Source organism: Methylobacterium sp. AC690 (genome assembly GCF_979256535.1).
The window spans coordinates 84,941-103,362 of the sequence record NZ_CEEDOX010000014.1 but is presented as its reverse complement, the minus strand read 5'-3'; the positions used below and the strand labels follow the sequence as shown (position 1 = coordinate 103,362).

Annotated in this window: 17 protein-coding genes; 12 read left to right on the top strand and 5 right to left on the bottom strand. The window is 66.0% G+C overall.

Annotated elements, in window-relative coordinates:
• The first annotated feature begins 9 nt into the window (after positions 1–9).
• The 8 genes from AC0IY1_RS17280 (at position 10) to AC0IY1_RS17245 (ending at position 9,670) form a co-directional block, all read left to right on the top strand.
• Entirely contained in the window at positions 10–948 is a 939-nt protein-coding gene (locus AC0IY1_RS17280; RefSeq protein ID WP_471771157.1) for a D-2-hydroxyacid dehydrogenase, read from the top strand.
• 116 nt (positions 949–1,064) lie between these two features.
• Entirely contained in the window at positions 1,065–1,925 is an 861-nt protein-coding gene (locus tag AC0IY1_RS17275; RefSeq protein WP_055957917.1) for an NADP-dependent methylenetetrahydromethanopterin/methylenetetrahydrofolate dehydrogenase, read from the top strand.
• Between the two features lie 5 nt (positions 1,926–1,930).
• On the top strand, positions 1,931–2,572 hold the full coding sequence (fchA, locus tag AC0IY1_RS17270) for a methenyltetrahydrofolate cyclohydrolase (protein WP_471771155.1): 642 nt from the start codon (positions 1,931–1,933) through the stop codon (positions 2,570–2,572).
• A 240-nt stretch (positions 2,573–2,812) separates the two neighbouring features.
• A complete protein-coding gene (locus AC0IY1_RS17265; protein WP_055957924.1) occupies positions 2,813–4,003 on the top strand; it encodes a malate--CoA ligase subunit beta in 1,191 nt (396 codons plus the stop codon).
• A 20-nt stretch (positions 4,004–4,023) separates the two neighbouring features.
• The gene (gene sucD, locus AC0IY1_RS17260; protein WP_471771153.1) at positions 4,024–4,917 is read left to right on the top strand and encodes a succinate--CoA ligase subunit alpha; all 894 of its coding nucleotides are present in this window, start codon (positions 4,024–4,026) and stop codon (positions 4,915–4,917) included.
• A gap of 232 nt (positions 4,918–5,149) precedes the next feature.
• The gene (locus AC0IY1_RS17255) at positions 5,150–7,909 is read left to right on the top strand and encodes a phosphoenolpyruvate carboxylase (RefSeq protein ID WP_103709671.1); all 2,760 of its coding nucleotides are present in this window, start codon (positions 5,150–5,152) and stop codon (positions 7,907–7,909) included.
• Positions 7,910–8,039: 130 nt separating this feature from the next.
• Entirely contained in the window at positions 8,040–9,014 is a 975-nt protein-coding gene (locus AC0IY1_RS17250; RefSeq protein WP_055957932.1) for an HpcH/HpaI aldolase/citrate lyase family protein, read from the top strand.
• Between the two features lie 221 nt (positions 9,015–9,235).
• On the top strand, positions 9,236–9,670 hold the full coding sequence (locus AC0IY1_RS17245) for a GlcG/HbpS family heme-binding protein (protein ID WP_471771151.1): 435 nt from the start codon (positions 9,236–9,238) through the stop codon (positions 9,668–9,670).
• Between the two features lie 105 nt (positions 9,671–9,775).
• On the opposite strand, the gene AC0IY1_RS17240 is transcribed toward AC0IY1_RS17245, so the two are convergent.
• Positions 9,776–10,660: an outer membrane protein gene (locus AC0IY1_RS17240; RefSeq protein ID WP_471771148.1), complete on the bottom strand. Its 885-nt coding sequence runs from the start codon at positions 10,658–10,660 to the stop codon at positions 9,776–9,778.
• A gap of 230 nt (positions 10,661–10,890) precedes the next feature.
• Between AC0IY1_RS17240 and AC0IY1_RS17235 the strand changes: the two genes are divergently transcribed.
• Positions 10,891–11,070, top strand: coding sequence for a hypothetical protein (locus AC0IY1_RS17235; protein ID WP_055957941.1), 180 nt, complete (start codon positions 10,891–10,893; stop codon positions 11,068–11,070).
• Between the two features lie 131 nt (positions 11,071–11,201).
• Positions 11,202–11,420: a hypothetical protein gene (locus tag AC0IY1_RS17230; protein WP_471771146.1), complete on the top strand. Its 219-nt coding sequence runs from the start codon at positions 11,202–11,204 to the stop codon at positions 11,418–11,420.
• Positions 11,421–11,427: 7 nt separating this feature from the next.
• Here the strand turns inward: AC0IY1_RS17230 and AC0IY1_RS17225 are convergent, their stop codons facing one another.
• The 3 genes from AC0IY1_RS17225 to AC0IY1_RS17215 all read right to left on the bottom strand — a co-directional run bounded on the left by AC0IY1_RS17225 (position 11,428) and on the right by AC0IY1_RS17215 (position 15,442).
• Entirely contained in the window at positions 11,428–12,273 is an 846-nt protein-coding gene (locus tag AC0IY1_RS17225) for a formate/nitrite transporter family protein (protein ID WP_471771143.1), read from the bottom strand.
• A gap of 71 nt (positions 12,274–12,344) precedes the next feature.
• On the bottom strand, positions 12,345–13,103 hold the full coding sequence (locus AC0IY1_RS17220) for a competence/damage-inducible protein A (protein ID WP_471771141.1): 759 nt from the start codon (positions 13,101–13,103) through the stop codon (positions 12,345–12,347).
• Positions 13,104–13,171: 68 nt separating this feature from the next.
• The gene (locus AC0IY1_RS17215; RefSeq protein WP_471771140.1) at positions 13,172–15,442 is read right to left on the bottom strand and encodes a lytic transglycosylase domain-containing protein; all 2,271 of its coding nucleotides are present in this window, start codon (positions 15,440–15,442) and stop codon (positions 13,172–13,174) included.
• Between the two features lie 187 nt (positions 15,443–15,629).
• Here AC0IY1_RS17215 and dapA point away from each other — a divergent pair, with 187 nt between their 5' ends.
• Positions 15,630–16,529 carry a 4-hydroxy-tetrahydrodipicolinate synthase gene (gene dapA / locus AC0IY1_RS17210; protein WP_471771138.1) on the top strand — a complete coding sequence of 300 codons (900 nt, stop codon included), beginning with the start codon at positions 15,630–15,632 and terminating at the stop codon, positions 16,527–16,529.
• Between the two features lie 82 nt (positions 16,530–16,611).
• Complete coding sequence (smpB, locus tag AC0IY1_RS17205; RefSeq protein WP_055957959.1) at positions 16,612–17,085, top strand: SsrA-binding protein SmpB; 474 nt, start codon at positions 16,612–16,614, stop codon at positions 17,083–17,085.
• A 318-nt stretch (positions 17,086–17,403) separates the two neighbouring features.
• On the opposite strand, the gene AC0IY1_RS17200 is transcribed toward smpB, so the two are convergent.
• A complete protein-coding gene (locus AC0IY1_RS17200) occupies positions 17,404–18,078 on the bottom strand; it encodes a LabA-like NYN domain-containing protein (RefSeq protein WP_471771135.1) in 675 nt (224 codons plus the stop codon).
• Positions 18,079–18,422 lie beyond the last annotated feature (344 nt).

Here is an 18,422-nt window from a genome sequence, read left to right as displayed (position 1 = left end):
GAGGATTCCATGACGAAGAAGATCGTGTTCCTCGACCGCGAGTCCCTGGACGCCAAAGTCCGTGCGTTCTCTTTTCCGCACGCGTACGTCGAGTACGAGTCGACCTGGACGCCGGAAGAGATCGTCGAGCGCCTCAAGGGGGCCGAGATCGCACTGATCAACAAGGTCCCGATGCGGGCCGAGACCCTGAAGCAGTTGCCCGATTTGAAGCTCATCGCGGTGGCCGCCACCGGCACCGACGTGGTCGACAAGGATGCCGCCAAGGCCCAGGGCATCACCGTCGTCAACATCCGCAACTATGCCTTCAACACCGTGCCCGAGCACGTGATCGGCCTCATGTTCGCCCTGCGCCGGGCGATCGTGCCCTACGCCAACTCGGTGCGCCGGGGGGATTGGGCGAAATCGACGCAATTCTGCTACTTCGACTACCCGATTCACGACATCGCCGGCTCGACCCTCGGCATCGTCGGCTACGGCGCGCTCGGCAAGTCGATCGCCAAGCGGGCGGAAGCACTGGGCATGAAGGTCATCGCCTACGACGTGTTCCCCCAGGAGGGTCTCGTCGACTTCGAGACGATCCTCACGGAATCCGACGTCATCACGCTGCACGCGCCGCTGACGCCCGAGACCCGCAACATGATCGGGCGTGAACAGCTCGCGAAGATGAAGAAGCACGCGCTCCTCATCAACACCGCCCGCGGCGGCCTCGTGGACGAGGAGGCCCTGGCCGAGGCCCTGAAGGCCGGCACGATCGGCGGCGCCGGCTTCGACGTGGTGATGACCGAGCCGCCGAAGAACGGCAACATTCTCTGCGAGCTCGACCTGCCGAACCTCATCGTCACGCCGCACGTGGCCTGGGCCAGCAAGGAGGCGATGCAGATCCTCGCCGATCAGCTCGTCGACAACGTCGAGGCTTTCGTCGCCGGCAAGCCCCAGAACGTGGTGTGACGCAGGTCCGCGCTCCCCGCCGTCGCGGGGGCGCATCGTGATCGCCGAAGCGATCGACCAAACCGAGATCAAACGCCAGCCGCGCCGAGCGCGGGACCGACAGGGATCCTGAGACAATGAAGAAGCTGCTGTTCCAATTCGACACCGACGCCGTCCCGAGCGTGTTCGACGTGGTCGTCGGCTACGATGGCGGCGCGGATCACATCACCGGCTACGGCAACGTCACCCCGGACAATGTCGGCGCCCTCGTCGACGGCACGATCTACACCCGCGGCGGTTCCGAGAAGAAGTCGACGGCGATCTTCGTCGGCGGCGGCAGCATGGCGGCCGGCGAGGCCGTGTTCGAGGCGGTGAAGAAGCGTTTCTTCGGCCCGTTCCGCGTCTCGATCATGCTCGATTCCAACGGCTCGAACACCACGGCGGCCGCGGGCGTCGCCCTGGTCCAGAAGGCGGCCGGTTCGCTCCAGGGCAAGAAGGCCGTGGTACTCGCCGGCACCGGCCCCGTCGGCATGCGTTCGGCCGCGCTCCTGGCCCAGGAAGGCGCCGAGGTCATCCTGTGCGGCCGCTCCCTCGACAAGGCGCAGGCCGCCGCCGATCAGATCAACACCCGCTTCAAGGTCAACATCAAGGCTGCCGAGACCCCCGACGCGGCGTCCCGTGCGCAGATCGTCAAGGGCCAGAACCTCGTGTTCTCCGCTGGCGCGATCGGCCTCGAACTCCTGCCCGAGGACGCCTGGAAGGATGAGGCCAGCATCGAGTTCGTGGCCGACTACAATGCGCAGCCGCCCCTCGGCTTCGGTGGCATCGAGGCCATGGACAAGGGCAAGGACCGCCACGGCAAGAAGGTGTTCGGCGCCCTCGGCATCGGCGGCCTCAAGCTGAAGCTGCACCGCGCCTGCGTCGGTCAGCTCTTCGACAACACCGAGCAGGTGCTGGACGCCGAGGCGATCTACGCCCTCGCCAAGAAGATGGCCTGATCGCCATGGCCGCGAAAGAGAACGCCGCCAACGAGACCATCCAGACCTTCCTCGACGGTCTGGCCAGTTCGGCGCCCACCCCCGGCGGGGGTGGCGCGGCCGCCATCTCCGGCGCCATGGGTGCCGCCCTCCTGAGCATGGTGTGCAATCTCACCATCGGGAAGAAGAAGTACGTCGAGGTCGAAGACGAGCTGAAGCAGATCCTCGCTCAGTCCGAGGCGCTGCGTACCGAACTCACCGGCATGATCGCCGACGACGTCGAGGCATTCGACGCCGTGATGGGCGCCTACGGGCTTCCCAAAGGCACCGACGAGGAGAAGGCCGCACGGGCGGAGAAGATCCAGGCTGCCCTCAAGGTCGCCACCGACGTGCCGCTCGCCTGCTGCCGCGCCTGTCGCAAGGTCATCGACCTCGCGCAGACCGTCGCCGACAAGGGCAACCTCAACGTCATCTCGGATGCCGGCGTCGCGGTCCTGTCGGCGCATGCCGGCCTACGCAGCGCGGCGCTGAACGTCTACGTCAACGCCAAGGGCCTGGATGACCGAGCTTTCGCAGACGAGCGTCTCGGCGAGCTCGAAACCCTCCTGGGCTCGGCCGGTTCGCTGAACGAGTCGATCTATGAGGTCGTCAAGGCGAAGGTGAACTGAGCCATTCGGCCGCCCGTTTCGTGCGGGTTTCGCACCGCACGAAGACAAAGTATGTATCGCACCACAGCAAGAGCTGTTCCCGACGCCATCGGGGCAGCTTTTCTGCAAAATGAATACAGTTTCACGTCCCTCAAGGCAGAGTGAAACAGGCTGTAAAAAAATATAAGTCGCAAAGCACTTTCCGTGAAGTGAAATTTACGAGACAGTCGCGGCAAGGAAGAAACGCCGAGGAGAACGCCCATGGACGTGCACGAGTACCAGGCCAAGGAACTGCTTGCCGGCTTCGGCGTGGCGGTTCCGAAGGGAGCAGTGGCTTTCAGCGCCGATCAAGCCGTCTACGCAGCCACGGAGCTCGGCGGCTCCTTCTGGGCGGTCAAGGCCCAGATCCACGCGGGCGCGCGCGGCAAGGCCGGTGGAATCAAGCTGTGCCGGACCTACAACGAGGTCCGTGACGCCGCCAAGGATCTCCTCGGCAAGCGCCTTGTGACCCTGCAGACCGGCCCCGAAGGCAAGCCGGTGCAGCGCGTCTACGTCGAGACCGCAGACCCCTTCGAGCGCGAACTCTATCTCGGCTACGTCCTCGACCGGAAAGCGGAGCGGGTCCGCGTCATCGCTTCCCAGCGCGGCGGCATGGATATCGAGGAGATCGCCGCGAACGAGCCCGAGGCTTTGATCCAGGTCGTGGTCGAGCCGGCCGTCGGCTTGCAGCAGTTCCAGGCGCGCGAGATCGCCTTCCAGCTCGGCCTCAACATCAAGCAGGTCTCAGCGGCCGTGAAGACGATCATGAACGCCTACCGGGCGTTCCGCGATTGCGACGGCACCATGCTGGAGATCAACCCCCTCGTCGTCACGAAGGACGACCGGGTCCTGGCGCTCGACGCCAAGATGTCCTTCGACGACAACGCCATGTTCCGCCGGCGCAACATCGCCGACATGCATGATCCCTCGCAGGGTGATCCGCGCGAGGCCCAGGCCGCCGAGCACAACCTTTCCTACATCGGGCTCGAGGGTGAGATCGGCTGCATCGTCAACGGGGCCGGTCTCGCCATGGCCACCATGGACATGATCAAGCATGCGGGCGGTGAGCCCGCGAACTTCCTCGATGTCGGTGGAGGCGCCTCGCCGGACCGGGTCGCGACGGCCTTCCGCCTCGTCCTCTCCGACCGCAACGTGAAGGCGATCCTCGTCAACATCTTCGCCGGCATCAACCGCTGCGACTGGGTCGCCCAGGGCGTGATTCAGGCGGCGCGCGAGGTGAAGATCGACGTGCCGCTCGTGGTCCGGCTCGCCGGTACCAATGTGGAGGCGGGTCAGAAGATCCTGGCCGAGAGCGGTCTCGACCTCATCACCGCCGACAGCCTCTCGGATGCTGCCGCCAAGGCCGTCCAGGCCTGCGAAGCGGCCAAGAACAGCCCCAAGACCAGCCACTGAGACGCAGGGGAGGATACGTCATGAGCATTCTGATCGACGAGAAAACCCCGATCCTGATCCAGGGCATCACGGGCGACAAGGGCACCTTCCACGCCAAGGAGATGATGGCGTACGGCTCCAACGTCGTGGGTGGCGTCACCCCCGGCAAGGGCGGCAAGATCCATCTGGGTGTCCCGGTGTTCAACACCGTCAAGGAGGCCGTCGAGGCCACGGGTGCCACGACCTCGATCACCTTCGTCGCGCCGCCCTTCGCGGCCGACGCCATCATGGAGGGGGCCGATGCCGGCCTCGCGCTGATCTGCTCGATCACCGACGGCATCCCGGCCCAAGACATGATGCGGGTGAAGCGCTACCTGCGTCGCTACCCCAAGGAGCGACGCACCATGGTGGTCGGCCCGAATTGCGCGGGCATCATCTCGCCCGGCAAGTCGATGCTCGGCATCATGCCCGGTCACATCTACCTCAAGGGCAATGTCGGGGTGATCTCGCGCTCCGGCACGCTCGGCTACGAGGCGGCCGCGCAGATGATGGCCGAGGGTATCGGCATCTCCACCTCCGTGGGTATCGGCGGCGATCCGATCAACGGCTCGTCCTTCCTCGACCACCTCGCCCTGTTCGAGCAGGACCCGGACACCCGGGCCGTCCTGATGATCGGCGAGATCGGCGGTCCCCAGGAGGCCGAGGCCTCGGCCTGGATCAAGGAGAACATGTCGAAGCCGGTGGTCGGCTTCGTCGCCGGCCTCACCGCTCCGAAGGGTCGCCGCATGGGTCATGCCGGTGCGATCATCTCGGCCACCGGCGACTCGGCCGCCGAGAAGGCCGAGATCATGCGTTCCTACGGCCTGACCGTGGCCCCGAGCCCCGGCGAGTTCGGCTCCACGGTGGCGCAGGTGATGCGCAAGCTGGCGGCCTGATCCGCGACACCCTCCCTCCGTGTGGGGGGAGGGTGGTTGGGAAGCGCCCCTGAGAGGGAGCCCTTTCTCGGAAAGCCGCGCCCCCTCTCGCGGGACTTCGCGCCGACCCGACCCGGATGCCGGGCATCCTTCGCCTGATTTGAGGCGAGGGAACACACGGGACCCCCCACACATCCGTTGCCCGCTTCCGTCGCGGTCGATCGGCGAAGAATTTCTTTCAAGGTGGCCTTCGATGACGGATACCCTTCACGCCCCGGTCGGAGCCGTCGACCACACCTTCGCGCCCCCCGTCATCACGGGAACTTCGTCGAAGGAAGCCCTCGACATCCTGTTCCACGCCCTGCTCGCCGTGGCCCGCCGGCACGAGCCCGAGCTCGAGGACGTGCTGCACGGACGCGCCAACATCTCGGAATTCTCACCCGAACTCCTCGCGCGGGCGCTCCAGGTGCAGGGTATCTGGTTCCAGCTGCTCTCCATCGCCGAGCAGAACGCCGCCATGCGCCGGCGCCGTCAGGTCGAGCGCACCAAGGGCCGCGAGGCGTTGGGCGGCAGCTTCAGCGCCGTCCTGGCCGATGCGGCGGCGAGCGGCATCAAGGCCCCCGAGATCCACGCCCTCCTGAAGGATCTGCGAATCCGTCCGACGATCACGGCGCACCCCACCGAGGGCAAGCGCGTCACGGTGCTGGAGAAATTCCGCCGCATCTATCTCGTGCTGCGTGAGCTGGAGCTGCCGCGCTGGACCGAGCGCGAGCGCAACGGCCTGATGAACGAGCTGCGCGATCAGATCGAGCTCGTCTGGATGACGGGTGAGCTGCACTTGGAGAAGGCCACCGTCGAGCGCGAGGTCGCCTGGGGCCTGCACTTCTTCGACGAGACGCTGTTCGAGATGCTGCCGGAGGTGCTCTACTCCCTGGAGGAGAGCCTGGCGGAGTACTATCCGGATGAGAAGTTCGAGGTGCCGCCGTTCTTCCAGTTCGGCTCCTGGATCGGCGGCGATCGCGACGGCAATCCCTATGTGACCTCGTCCGTCACCCGCGCCACCCTGCAGCGCAACGCGCTCGCCTCCCTGCGGCGCTATCGCGACGGCGTCACGTCGCTGGGCCGCACGCTCTCCCTGACCGAGCGCTCGCTGCCGGTGCCGGAGACCTTCAGGGCGGCCTTGGCGCAGATGCTGACCGAGAGCGGCGACGGCCGCGCCATCGCCAACAGGAACCCGGGCGAGGCCTATCGGCAGTTCCTCACCTGCGTCCTGCGCAAGCTCGAGGCGACGATCCTGCGCAACAAGGGCCAGCGCTCGACCGGGCCGGACTATCCGAGCGCGGACGGCCTCATCAACGATCTGCGCACCCTGGAGCAAGGGCTGGCCGACGCGAAGTGCCCGTCGTTGGCCGTCGATCTCGTGCGCCCGGTCCGGCGCATGGTCGAGATCTTCCGCTTCTCCACCGTCCGCCTCGACCTGCGCGAGAACACCACCCGAACCACCAAGACCCTGCAGGCCCTGTGGATCCAGGCGAACGGTCAGAACCGCACGCCCCCGGACGTCGACTCGCCCGAGTGGAAGAAGTGGATCATCGAGGAGCTGGCCCGGCCACGGACGACCGAGCGCAGCTTCGAGGATCTGCCCGACGATGCGCGCGAGACCCTGGAGACCTTCGCGCTCGTCGGCGAGATGCGCGAGCAGCTCGACCGCGAGGCATTCGGCTCGTTCATCCTGTCGATGACCCGCTCGGTGCAGGACATTCTCGGCGCCTACCTGCTGGCCAAGGAGGCGGGTAACTTCCTCGACGCGGCCGGCACCGAGATCTGCTGCCTGCCGATCGTGCCGCTCTTCGAGACCATCGACGACCTGCGTGCGGCTCCGGCCATCATGAAGGAGCTGTTCTCGATCCCCCTCGTGCGCCGGTCCACGCGCTGGCAGGGCGGCGTGCAGGAGGTCATGATCGGCTACTCGGACTCGAACAAGGATGGCGGCTTCGTTGCCTCGAACTGGGAGCTCTACAAGGCCCAGGACAAGCTGACCCAGCTCGGCAAGGCTTCGGGCGTGCCGATCGCCTTCTTCCACGGCCGCGGCGGTTCCGTGAGCCGCGGCGGGGCACCGACGGCCCGTGCCATCGCGGCCCAGCCCCCCGGCTCGATCAACGGCCGCTTCCGCACCACGGAACAGGGCGAGGTCGTCTCGTTCAAGTACGCCAACCGGGGCACCGCCGCCTACCAGATGGAGCTTCTCGCCTCATCGGTCTTCCAGCACGCCCTGAAGTCGGAGCGCGAGGCCGCCAAGCTGCCCCGCAGCGAGTTCGACGACTGCCTGGAGGCCCTGTCGGGCGCCTCGCGCGCGGCCTACGTCAACCTGATCCAGCACCCCGACCTCGTGACCTATTTCGGGGCCGCGAGCCCGCTGGACGAGATCGCGCTCCTCAACATCGGGTCGCGTCCCGCCCGCCGCTTCGGCGCGCGCTCGCTGTCCGATCTTCGGGCGATCCCCTGGGTCTTCGCCTGGTCGCAGAATCGGCACGTCATCACCGGTTGGTACGGCGTCGGCTCGGGACTGAAGAGTTTCCTCGACGTGCGCGGCAAGCAGGGCGAGGCGCAGCTGCAGCGGCTCTTCGCCGAATCGAAGCCGTTCCGCCTCATCCTCGACGAAGTCGAGAAGACGCTGCTGATGGTCGATCTGGAGATCGCGCGCGACTACGCCGGGCTGGTGCCCGACGAGGGTGCGCGCAACAGCATCTTCCCGCTGATCGAGGCCGAGTACGCCCTTACCCGTGAGATGGCCCTCCGGGTCAGCGGCGGTACCGAACTCGCCGAACGTTTTCCGCTCTTCCGCGATCGCCTCAACGGACGCCTGCCGACGATCAACCAGGTCAGCCGGGAACAGGTCGAATTGCTGCGCCGGTTCCGCTCCGAGGAGGATGAGGACCAGCGCGAGGCGGTGAAGTCGGCCCTGCTGCTCTCGATCAACTGCATCGCCGTGGGCTTCGGAGCCACGGGATAGCGGCTTTCTCAGGATCCCGCGGGCCCGCGACGGCCCCCGGTCTCACACGCGGGTTCGTCCCGCCCGGTATGGTGACCCGTCGTGCGGGTCTCATGAACAACCAGAAGACGTCGAACAGGAAGGATACCCAATGAGCTTCACCCTGATTCAGCAGGCGACCCCGCGCCTTCACCGCTCGGAACTCGCCGTTCCCGGCTCCAACCCGACCTTCATGGAGAAGTCGGCCAGCTCGAAGGCCGACGTCATCTTCCTCGATCTCGAGGATGCGGTGGCGCCGGACGACAAGGAACAGGCCCGCAAGAACATCATCCAGGCGCTCAATGAGATCGACTGGGGCAACAAGACCATGATGATCCGCATCAATGGTCTCGACACCCACTACATGTACCGCGACGTCGTCGACATCGTTGAGGCCTGTCCCCGCCTCGACATGATCCTCATTCCCAAGGTCGGCGTGCCGGCGGACGTCTACGCCATCGACGTGATGGTGACCCAGATCGAGCAGGCCAAGAAGCGCGAGAAGAAGATCGGCTTCGAGGTCCTGATCGAGACCGCTCTCGGCATGGCGAACGTTGAAGCCATCGCCCAGTCGTCCAAGCGCCTCGAGGCGATGTCCTTCGGCGTGGCCGATTACGCGGCTTCGACCCGCGCTCGCTCCACCGTCATCGGCGGCGTGAACAAGGATTATTCGGTCCTCACCGACAAGGACGAGTCTGGCAACCGCGAGACCCATTGGCAGGACCCGTGGCTGTTCGCCCAGGCCCGCATGATGGTCGCCTGCCGCGCCTATGGCCTGCGCCCGATCGATGGTCCCTTCGGCGACTTCTCCGATCCGGACGGCTACATCTCCGCCGCCCGCCGCTGCGCCGCCCTCGGCTTCGAAGGTAAGTGGGCGATCCACCCCTCGCAGATCGATCTGGCCAACGAGGTGTTCACCCCCTCGGCGGCCGAGGTCGACAAGGCCCGCCGCATTCTGGCGGCCATGGAAGAGGCCGCCAAGGCCGGCAAGGGCGCCGTCTCCCTCGACGGCCGCCTCATCGACATCGCCTCGATCCGTATGGCCGAAGCGCTGATCGAGAAGGCCAACGCGATGGCGGCGAGCTGACGCCTCGGCACGACGCCTGACGAAACCCGCAACTCGGCCGCCCCTGTGGGGGGCGGCCCTTTTGTTTGGCGGCCGGTCCTCGGAGTGACCGGCACCAAGACCGCCCGTCATCCGTTAGCCCACGCCCGCCAGCGGCAAGCGTTGCGGCAAACGTGCAAGATGAAGCCGATCGGCGGGCGCATGACACAAGACCCTCACCAGGTATCCAGGGAGATCCGATCATGCACGTGACCATCGAAGACGCGCACAAGGCCATCGAGGCCGCTCGCGCGAAGGCCGTGGAACTGGGCACGCAGATGTGCATCGCCGTCGTGGATTCCGGCGGAAACCTGAAGGCCTTCTACCGGATGGACGGCGCCTGGGTCGGCTCGATCGACATCTCGCACAAGAAGGCGAAGACCTCCGTGTTCTTCGGCATGATGACCGGTCAGATCGGCCAGCTCTCTCAGCCGGGCGGACCGCTCTACGGAATCGAGCACTCGAACGACGGTCTGATCACCTTCCCGGGCGGCATCCCGATCGTGGATCAGGACGGCGAGATGTCTGGAGCGATCGGCGTCAGCGGATCGACGGTGGAGAACGACCACGCAGTGGCGCTGGCCGGCGCGAGCTGCGTCGGCTCGACGGAGCTGCCGGCGCATCCCTGGCGGACCTGACCCGCTCGATTGCCCTTCCAACACAGAAAAGCCCCGCTCGCGAGAGCGGGGCTTTTCCGTGCGACCTTCGAAGGCGGCGGCCCAGGAGGGCCGCCGGATCGGCCCTTAGAGGGAGCCGAACTTGTAGTTGAAGCCGGCCTTGATCAGGTTGCCCTCGGTGTTGAAGCGCGAGGTGTACGAGCCGGTCGCGGGGGTCAGGCCGGTCGTGTTCACGAGGACGTTGCGGCTGCCGAGGTCGTAGCGGAGGTACTCGGCCTTCAGCGTGATGGCGCTGGCGCCGATGAGACCGCCGATGAAGTTGAAGCGGTTCAGGAAGCTGTCGGTGGGGATCGCGTACTCGATGCCGCCGCCGTAGACGTAGCCCGTCTCCATGCCCTTGTAGCGGCCCAGGTAGGCGAGCTGGTTGGCACCGTTGAAGAAGTCGGCCTGATACTTGACCTCGCCGTAGGCGAAGCCGCCGGTCCCGTAGACCAGGAACCGGTCGAAGGCGTAGCCGAGGCGGCCCTGCACAGTGCCGAGGTAGTTCAGGCGGTTCCGGAAGCTGCTCGGGTCAGGAACACCGCCGTTGAACACGCTGGGAGCGCTGAAATAGTCGCGACGCTTGCCGATATCGGTCCAGGTCACGTCGGCCTCGGCGCCGACGACGAAGCCGGAGCCCGGGGTGAACTGGTAGTTATACCCGATGCCGCCGCCGATGTTGCCGATGCCGTCCTGCTCGGCCTTGAAGCTCGAGGGACGACGCTCGCGGGCCACGTTGAGGCGGGTGTCGGTCAGACCGCCCGTAGCATCGTTGTTGCCGATGGTGCGAATGGTCTGGTTGTCGCTGAAGGTGTAGGAGCTGTGCGTTCCCACGTACAAACCGGTCCAGGTGAAGACCGGCACCGGCACGAAGACCGGCGGCGGCGCCTGACGGCGCGGAAGGTCGGCGGCATTTGCTGCGCCGATGGCGGCGAGCGACGCGAGGCCAGCCAGGAAAGTCTTTGCAATCATCGGGGTGTCTGTCCCAGGGTCGGAGAGTTGCCGTCAAGCTACTCGCGGTTGTCCAAGCCGACTATGCCCCACAAGCCACACCTGCTTCGGAAGCGTCAGCTGGCGTACGAAATTCGGTCGGACCGTGCGTCGGAGTGCGATCCATGGCGCGCCACGGCAGGTGACAACGGCCGGTTAAGCACGTTGCGCTACTCCGATCCGGCACCCCTCCAGCCGTGACAGGAGCGACGATGACACGGGACCAGCTCGCCGCAGAACTGAAGCGCATCGCCACCGATCAGGTCAGCGACATCGAGCGCGCGGTCAAGGACGGCCACAAGACGATCGCCCTGAATGAGATTGCGGATCTCAACCGTAACCTGAAAGCCCTCGCAGCAGCCGTCAAAGGCAAGACCTTGATCCGAGCCTGATTTCAGCGCCGGCACATCTGCGTGTGCCGGCGCCAGAGAAGGCGGGAGGCTTGGGAAAAGCTCGGCAGCCCCGTTGACCGTTGCAAGACTTCATACGCATGTTCCTGTTGTGTTCTCAATCAGGATCACCGATGCAGTCTCGTCCCACCCCCGCGCCTGCACGGATCGCGCCGGCGGAGGCGATCGTGGCCTCCTATCTGGAAGAGGCCGACGGCGATGCGATCCTCGCCCTCCATCGCGCGGTGGCCGATGCTCTGACCGACCTGTGCGAAGCCGAGCGTCGGACCCTGCGCCGCGATCGCCTGATTTCCCACGGCTACGTCCGCGGTCGGCCCGATCGAGACGCGTAGGGACGGCTCACACCTCGCCGTCGGAGGCTTTTTGCTCCTCGACCTCCGGCGCGACCTGCCCGAAGTTCAGAACCGCCACCAGGGCGGTTCCGCCGAAAACGTTCCCGATCAAGGTCGGCAGGAAGAAGCGCCAAGCATAGTCGACCATCGTCGCTTGGCCGGAAAACACGAGATAGAACGTGTCGACCGAGCCGGCGACGATGTGGGTGAGATCGCACATCGAGACGAGCCAGGTGATGAGGATGATCACCAAGGCGGCCGCCGATCCCGTTGCCGGCAGCATCCACACCAGCAGGGCGATGAGCCAACCGGCGAAGACGGCCTTGATCACCGTGGTACCGAAGCCCGAGGCGACGGCGTGGTGGCTGAGCGCCGCGAAGGCGGTATGAACACCCGGCGCGAAGGCGTCCGAATAGGCAAGCACCGCCGCGATGACGGCCGTCGCCGCGATATTGCCGGTCAGCACGATTCCCCAGAGCCGCAGGACCCGCCACAGCGTCGACCGACTGCGGTCGTGCAACAGCGGCAGGATCGGCGTCACGGTGTTCTCGGTGAACAGTTGCTGGCGTCCCAGGATGACGATGAGGAAGCCGGTGGCGTAGCCGAGACTCGTGATCAAGCTGGTCCATGGCGCCTCGGGCAGGTGGGTCTTCAGCACACCCGGCACGATCAGGGAGAAGCCCATGGTGAGGCCCGCGGCGATGGCCGACAGGAGAAGTGCGCTACCCCGACGCCGCAGCTCTTCATCGCCCTCGAGCCGGATGACCTCGTGGAGGACGAAGGCGTCGGGACGTCCGATTTCCGCGACGGCCGCGGCTTTCGGATCGGACCCGTCCTCGCGCTCATCGGCCATCGTTTCCGCTCCCGGTGTCGCCCGCATGGAAAGGGGTCGCTTGGATGGAAGCGGACCGGGGCTGGGGTTGTTCAGGCAGGCGCGCCGCCGCGCAAGCGGTCGACGAGCGCGTCCACCTCAGCCCGGGCGGCGGCCAGCGCTGAGGCTTCCCGGCCGCGCACCACGATGCGATTGGCGAAACCGTTCGGCGTCATCGACGGATAGGAGCCGATCGAGACCTTCGGGTGGGCCTTGGCGATGGTTGCGAGACCGCTCGCATAAGTGCCCTCAGGCAGGTTGTCGGCCTCGATCGTCTCCGACAGCACCTTGGCGCCGGTCACCAGCGTCGGTCCGACATTGTCGAGCATCGCCTGCATGATCCCCGGCACGCCCGCCATGACGATGACGTTGCCGATGCGGAAGCCCGGCGCCTTGGAGATCGGGTTGGCAATGAGGTCGGCCCCGTCCGGGATGCGCGCCATGCGCAGGCGCGCCTCGTTCAGATCCTCGGGCTTGTGGCGCTCCAGCAGCATCGCCTTCGCGCGCGGATCGACGTCGATCGCGACGCCGAAGGCCGCGGCGACGCAGTCGGCGGTGATGTCGTCATGCGTTGGACCGATGCCGCCGGTGGTGAAGAGATAGGTGTAGGAATCCCGAAGGGCATTGATGGCGGCGACGATGCGATCGGCCTCGTCGGGTACGATGCGCACTTCCTTCAGGTCGATACCGACGGCGCTGCAGTAATCCGCGATCGTGCCGATGTTCTTGTCCTTGGTGCGCCCGGACAGGATTTCGTCACCGATGACCAGGACGGCGGCGGTGACGGCGGCGGTTTCGGTCGGTTCGGGCACGGCGGATCCGGGGCAAGCGGGAGGGTTTCTGCCAAGTAGCGCGGCGAGCCCCGCCTGACCACGCGTCCTCAGCGTGCCCCGCGCTGAAGGTCGCCGTCGATAAGGAGGGCGCTCTTGCCGTCCAGGCGATTGCGGTAGACCTGCAGATTCTCCATCACCCGCTGGACGTAGTTGCGCGTCTCGGTGAACGGGATGCGCTCGACCCAGTCGATGGGGTCGACTCCGCCCTTGCGCGGATCGCCGTACGCGTCGATCCACTTCTTCACGTTGCCGCCACCGGCATTGTAGGAGGCGAAAGCGAGGATGTACGAGCCGCGCCAATCTTCCATCAACTCACCGAGATGGGCCTGACCGAGGCGGGCATTGTAGGCGGGGTCGCTGGTCAGACGGTCAGGGTCAAAGCTGGCGCTGACCCGGCGCGCCGTGCGCTGGGCGGTGGCGGGCATCATCTGCATGAGACCGCGGGCACCGACGCTGGACTGCGCCTGCGGGTCGAACTGGCTCTCCTGCCGGGCGATGGCATAGACCATCGCTTTCTCGACCAGGGGCACGGCGGCGGAGGCCTCGTAGTTCGGGATGCCGATCGTCGGGTAGGCATGGGCATCGAGCGGCAGGCCGCGCTGCACCGCGATCTTGCCGATGGCGACGAGGGCGCGGGAGTTGCGCTGCTCGGCGGCGACGTTTCCGAGCGCCTCGAGTTCGGCCGCATCCGTGAGGCGGTTCGCGCTGTCGATGTAGAGCGGCAGTGCGAGGTCGCGGATCGCTGCAGCCTCCAGCATCTTCAGGGCGCGGACGTAAAGGCGCCGGTCGAAGGCAGCCTGTTGGGCGGCGTCGAGACCGGGAATGCTGCGCAGGGACAGGCTGGATCGTCCGAGCTTCGTCCGCGCCAGCTGTCCATAATACGCGATGGGCTGGAGCGCGGCGCGCTCGTAGAAGGTCTTCGCGGCCTCCGCCTGGCCCAAGGCCTCCGCAGCGCGGCCCTGCCAATAGGCGGTCCGGGCGAGCGAGATCGGCGTCTCGGCAATCCGGGCAGCCTCAGCGAAGTGCTGCGCCGCCTTCGCCGCATCGTCCTGGAAGCGCAAGGCGATCCAGCCCGCGTGGAACTCGGCCTCGATCCGCTTCTCGACGGTGCGGGCACAGGGTGCGCGCGCCACCGCGTAGGCAGCGACCGGGTCGTTGGCATCAATGAGCTTGCGGGCGACGATCCGGCGCTCGACCCACCACTCGTCGCCGTCCACCAGCACATCGGGATGAGCGGGTGCCGTGGCGAGGACCGCTGCCGCCTCCACGAACTTGTCGTGCCGGCGCAGGTACTGCGCTCGGGACAGAATGTAGGACGAGTCGCCGCGTAGCGATGGCGGTACCGCGTTGAGGGCGGCCGGTGCGGCCAAACTCTTGTCTTCCACGGCCCGACGGGCGCGGACCAGGGTCGCGTAGCTGCCCCCGGCCAGGGTCGCCGCCCGTCCAGCGCTGTCGTAATCCTCCTTCAGGAGGGCGCGCTCCATGCGGAAACGGTGGTCGATCCGGGTCAGGACCGTGGGGAAAGCCTCGAGGACCTTCGTCTCGAGGTTCCGGCCGAAGGTTTCCGAGCGCCACAGGTCGCGCACGAGAACGGCGGCGTCCTCGTCGAGGCCGTCGGCCCGGAGGGCCAGCGCCAGGGCGAACTTGCCTGGCGCGCTGGCCGGCCGCGAGGCGGCGAAGAAGGCCCGCACCGTGGTGGAGTTCCTGCGTTCGGTGAGCAGGGCCTCCTCGGCGCGGCGGCGGAGCAGGGGGCCGGCAGGCCAGTCGGGATTGCTGCGCGTGAAAGCGACGGTGCGGTCGAAACCGATGCCGGCACCGGCTCGGATCGCAACCCATTCGAGAAGTGCGCGCGCGGCGGGGTCCGCGAAGGCGTCCCGCAGGCGATCACCGTCCGAAACGCGGCCTTTGCGATAGGCATCGATCGCCTGCCGCAGTGCGGGAAGATCGACGTCGGGCGCCGCTTGTGCCGCGCGTGCCGGATCCACGACCTCCGGGACGGGCGCGGCCGGTGACACGGCTGCGTCGGGTAGAGGAAAGGCGATGGCGGCCTCGGGATCAGCCGAGGCATAGGCCTTGGCCGCAGGGGGCAGACCCTGGCTGGGAGCGGCTTCCGGAGTCTTCGCCTCGATCTTGAGAGCATCGGCCGCGATGGGATCTGCGACCTTGGCCTCGGGCAAGGCGGACGAGGGAGCGACCGCGTCGCTGGCGGGGCGAAGGCTCGGCGCGTCGCCGTCCAGTCCGGCGGAGGCCGCGAGCGCTCCGGCCGACACGAGGCTCAGAGCCAGCATCAGGGCTGCGCGTTGCGTCGAGAACACCATGGTTCTTCCAGTCCCATCACCGTGGACAGACCTTCAAGCTCACCCGAAGGGCATTAAGAAGGCATTAACCCCATGAACGCAGCGTTTGCGCCGGTGCGGACGAGAGCCTATGTCTGCCCGTCCGCGCGAAGCGGTGCCGCTGCCGGACAACCGGCGCATGACGAGACCGACGGCTGGGAACGCCAGGATGACCGAGACCTCCACACGACGCCTCAGGGGCGCGATGTCCGCCCTCGTGACTCCGTTCAAGGACGGTGCCTTCGACGAGGCAGCCTTTCGCAAGTTCGTGAACTGGCAGATCGCTGAGGGTATCCACGGGCTCGTTCCCACCGGCACCACCGGCGAAAGCCCGACCTTGAGTCATGCCGAGCACGACCGCGTGGTCGAGATCTGCATCGAGGAGGCCCGCGGCCGCGTGCCTGTGATCGCCGGTGCCGGCTCTAATTCCACCGCCGAGGCGGTCGAACGCGCCCGCCACGCCGAGAAGGCGGGAGCGGATGCCGTGCTGGTGGTCACGCCGTACTACAACAAGCCGACCCAGGCCGGCCTCTACGCGCATTTCAAGGCCGTGAACGACGCCATCGGCATTCCGATCATCCTCTACAACATTCCCGGGCGCTCCATCGTCGACATGAGCGTCGAGACGATGGCGCGCCTGTACGAACTCACGAATATCGCCGGTGTGAAGGACGCCACGGCCAAGCTCGACCGGGTCAGCCTCCAGCGCCAGGCCATGGGCGAAGACTTCATCCAGCTTTCGGGCGAAGATGCGACGGCGCTCGGCTTCAACGCCCATGGCGGCCGCGGCTGCATCTCGGTGGTGTCGAACGTCGCGCCGCGACTCTGCGCCGAGCTCCAGGAGGCGACCCTGGGCGGCGACTACGCCAAGGCGCTCCAGATCCAAGACCGGCTGATGCCGTTGCACGCCAGCATGTTTGTGGAACCGAACCCGTCGCCGGTGAAGTACGCCCTCGCGCGGCTCGGCCTGATGACCGACGAGGTGCGGCTGCCGCTTCTCACCGTGAGCGCCGAGACGAAAGCGCTGGTCGACGCCGCCTTGCGACATGCGGGCCTGCTCGACGCCTGAGCCAGACTGGCAAAGCAGTCCGCGCAGAACCATATCCCTCGGCCCGGTCGCGATGGCGCGACCGGCCTGACCCGACGTTGTGATGGCTCCCAAACCCGAATCGAACCGCCGCGTCGTCGCCGATAACCGCGCCGCCCGCTACCATTATGAGATTACCGACACGCTCGAGGCGGGACTCGCCCTAACGGGGACCGAGGTCAAATCCCTGCGCAAAGGCAAGGCGACGATCGGGGAGGCTTACGCCGGTCCGTCCGGCACCGATCTGATGCTCTTCAACGCGTACATCCCGGAATATGTCGAAGCGAACCGCTTCAACCATGAGACCAAGCGGCCGCGCCGGCTCTTGCTCCATCGGAAGCAGATCAACAAGCTGATCGGCGCCACCCAGCGCGAAGGCTTCACCGTCGTTCCGCTGAAGATCTATTTCAATGAACGCGGCCGCGCGAAGATCGAACTTGGACTCGGCCGGGGTAAGAAGCTGCACGACAAGCGCGAAGCCTCGAAGGAGCGCGATTGGCAGCGCGACCGCGCCCGCATCATGCGCGACAAGGGCTGAGGGCGAGGGTTATTCGCGGGCTGAGGGAGCACTCCGGTCGCAGGAGGCGTCCGCGGGCCTGAATGCCGATCGTTTCTCCGACAGCCCGGGTATGATCCGAAGGTCCTGAGGCGACCGGCGAACAATCGCCATGACGGCGAAACTGCGCCGACATTGGCCGGAACGGGGAGGCACGCAGTGGAGCGGTCCGAACATCCCGCCGCGTGTCGGGTCAGACGGCTCTCCCAGGCAAAAAATTGTCGGTATGAATGAGACCGGGCAATGTGATCGCCCGGCCTCAACGTTCGTCTCTACATAAGGCGCCGGTTTGCCGGCGTTTCAGGGCTCGACGACCTCGTCATTTTGACGAATGCCGTAGCGGCTTTCCAGGGCGGGACTCGGTCGCGGGGATCGCTCCGGCGTCTCGCCGCGGAAACGGGTCGCTGTGTCACCGGAATGCCGGTTGTCCGGGGCGCGCGAGCCACGCTCGCCAGGATCGCGGCCGATCCGCGAGATCAGCTGCGCAAGATCCACGAATTCGTCGGCCTGCCGGCGCAGGTCGTCCGCGATCATCGCGGGCTGCGTCTGAATCGTGCTGACGACCGTCACGCGAACGCCGCGGCGCTGCATCGCCTCGACCAGGGACCGGAAATCCCCGTCGCCGGAGAAGAGCACCATATGGTCGATATGGGAGGCGAGTTCGAGGGCGTCTATCGCCAACTCGATATCCATGTTGCCCTTCACCTTCCGCCTACCCATCGAGTCGACGAATTCCTTTGCAGGCTTGGTGACGACGCGGAAGCCGTTGTAATCGAGCCAGTCGATCAACGGCCGAATGGACGAATATTCCTGATCTTCAACAATAGCCGTATAATAAAAGGCTCGAAGAAGCGAGTCTCTTGACTGGAATTCCCTTAGAAGACGCCTGTAATCGATATCGAACCCGAGCGCCTTGGTTGCTGCATAAAGATTCGCGCCATCGATAAACAAGGCGCTGCGCCGTTGTGCGCTCATGTGGTGACCCGCTTAAGAGGAGGATAAAAAACGACTATTTTTCGGAAGAATGATAGACGCCACCGAAGCTGCTACTTGCTTCTAGGTTTTCGTATTAAATGCTCTGAATGGGACTGAAGCAAAAAAGAACAGACTGATCGCGCAATGAAGATTTGTGACTGAAATACCTTATGATTGTTTAAAGGCGTATCATCGCAAAAGTCAACTTTTGCCTGATCTGAGGTGAGTTCGACAACAATCTACGCAGGTTTATTTTCCGAAGCGCAACCGCCGGCGGCGGTCGTAGCGGATTCTTCGCACGCCAGGGCTCGCGAAGCGGGATGCTGCCTCCCGCGGGCGCCTCG

Coding starts and splice junctions, on each gene's coding strand:
- AC0IY1_RS17280 (WP_471771157.1), top strand. CDS start 10: ATGACGAAGAAGATCGTGTTCCTCGACCGCGAGTCCCTGGACGCCAAA.
- AC0IY1_RS17275 (WP_055957917.1), top strand. CDS start 1,065: ATGAAGAAGCTGCTGTTCCAATTCGACACCGACGCCGTCCCGAGCGTG.
- fchA (WP_471771155.1), top strand. CDS start 1,931: ATGGCCGCGAAAGAGAACGCCGCCAACGAGACCATCCAGACCTTCCTC.
- AC0IY1_RS17265 (WP_055957924.1), top strand. CDS start 2,813: ATGGACGTGCACGAGTACCAGGCCAAGGAACTGCTTGCCGGCTTCGGC.
- sucD (WP_471771153.1), top strand. CDS start 4,024: ATGAGCATTCTGATCGACGAGAAAACCCCGATCCTGATCCAGGGCATC.
- AC0IY1_RS17255 (WP_103709671.1), top strand. CDS start 5,150: ATGACGGATACCCTTCACGCCCCGGTCGGAGCCGTCGACCACACCTTC.
- AC0IY1_RS17250 (WP_055957932.1), top strand. CDS start 8,040: ATGAGCTTCACCCTGATTCAGCAGGCGACCCCGCGCCTTCACCGCTCG.
- AC0IY1_RS17245 (WP_471771151.1), top strand. CDS start 9,236: ATGCACGTGACCATCGAAGACGCGCACAAGGCCATCGAGGCCGCTCGC.
- AC0IY1_RS17240 (WP_471771148.1), bottom strand. CDS start 10,660: ATGATTGCAAAGACTTTCCTGGCTGGCCTCGCGTCGCTCGCCGCCATC.
- AC0IY1_RS17235 (WP_055957941.1), top strand. CDS start 10,891: ATGACACGGGACCAGCTCGCCGCAGAACTGAAGCGCATCGCCACCGAT.
- AC0IY1_RS17230 (WP_471771146.1), top strand. CDS start 11,202: ATGCAGTCTCGTCCCACCCCCGCGCCTGCACGGATCGCGCCGGCGGAG.
- AC0IY1_RS17225 (WP_471771143.1), bottom strand. CDS start 12,273: ATGGCCGATGAGCGCGAGGACGGGTCCGATCCGAAAGCCGCGGCCGTC.
- AC0IY1_RS17215 (WP_471771140.1), bottom strand. CDS start 15,442: ATGGTGTTCTCGACGCAACGCGCAGCCCTGATGCTGGCTCTGAGCCTC.
- dapA (WP_471771138.1), top strand. CDS start 15,630: ATGACCGAGACCTCCACACGACGCCTCAGGGGCGCGATGTCCGCCCTC.
- smpB (WP_055957959.1), top strand. CDS start 16,612: ATGGCTCCCAAACCCGAATCGAACCGCCGCGTCGTCGCCGATAACCGC.
- AC0IY1_RS17200 (WP_471771135.1), bottom strand. CDS start 18,078: ATGAGCGCACAACGGCGCAGCGCCTTGTTTATCGATGGCGCGAATCTT.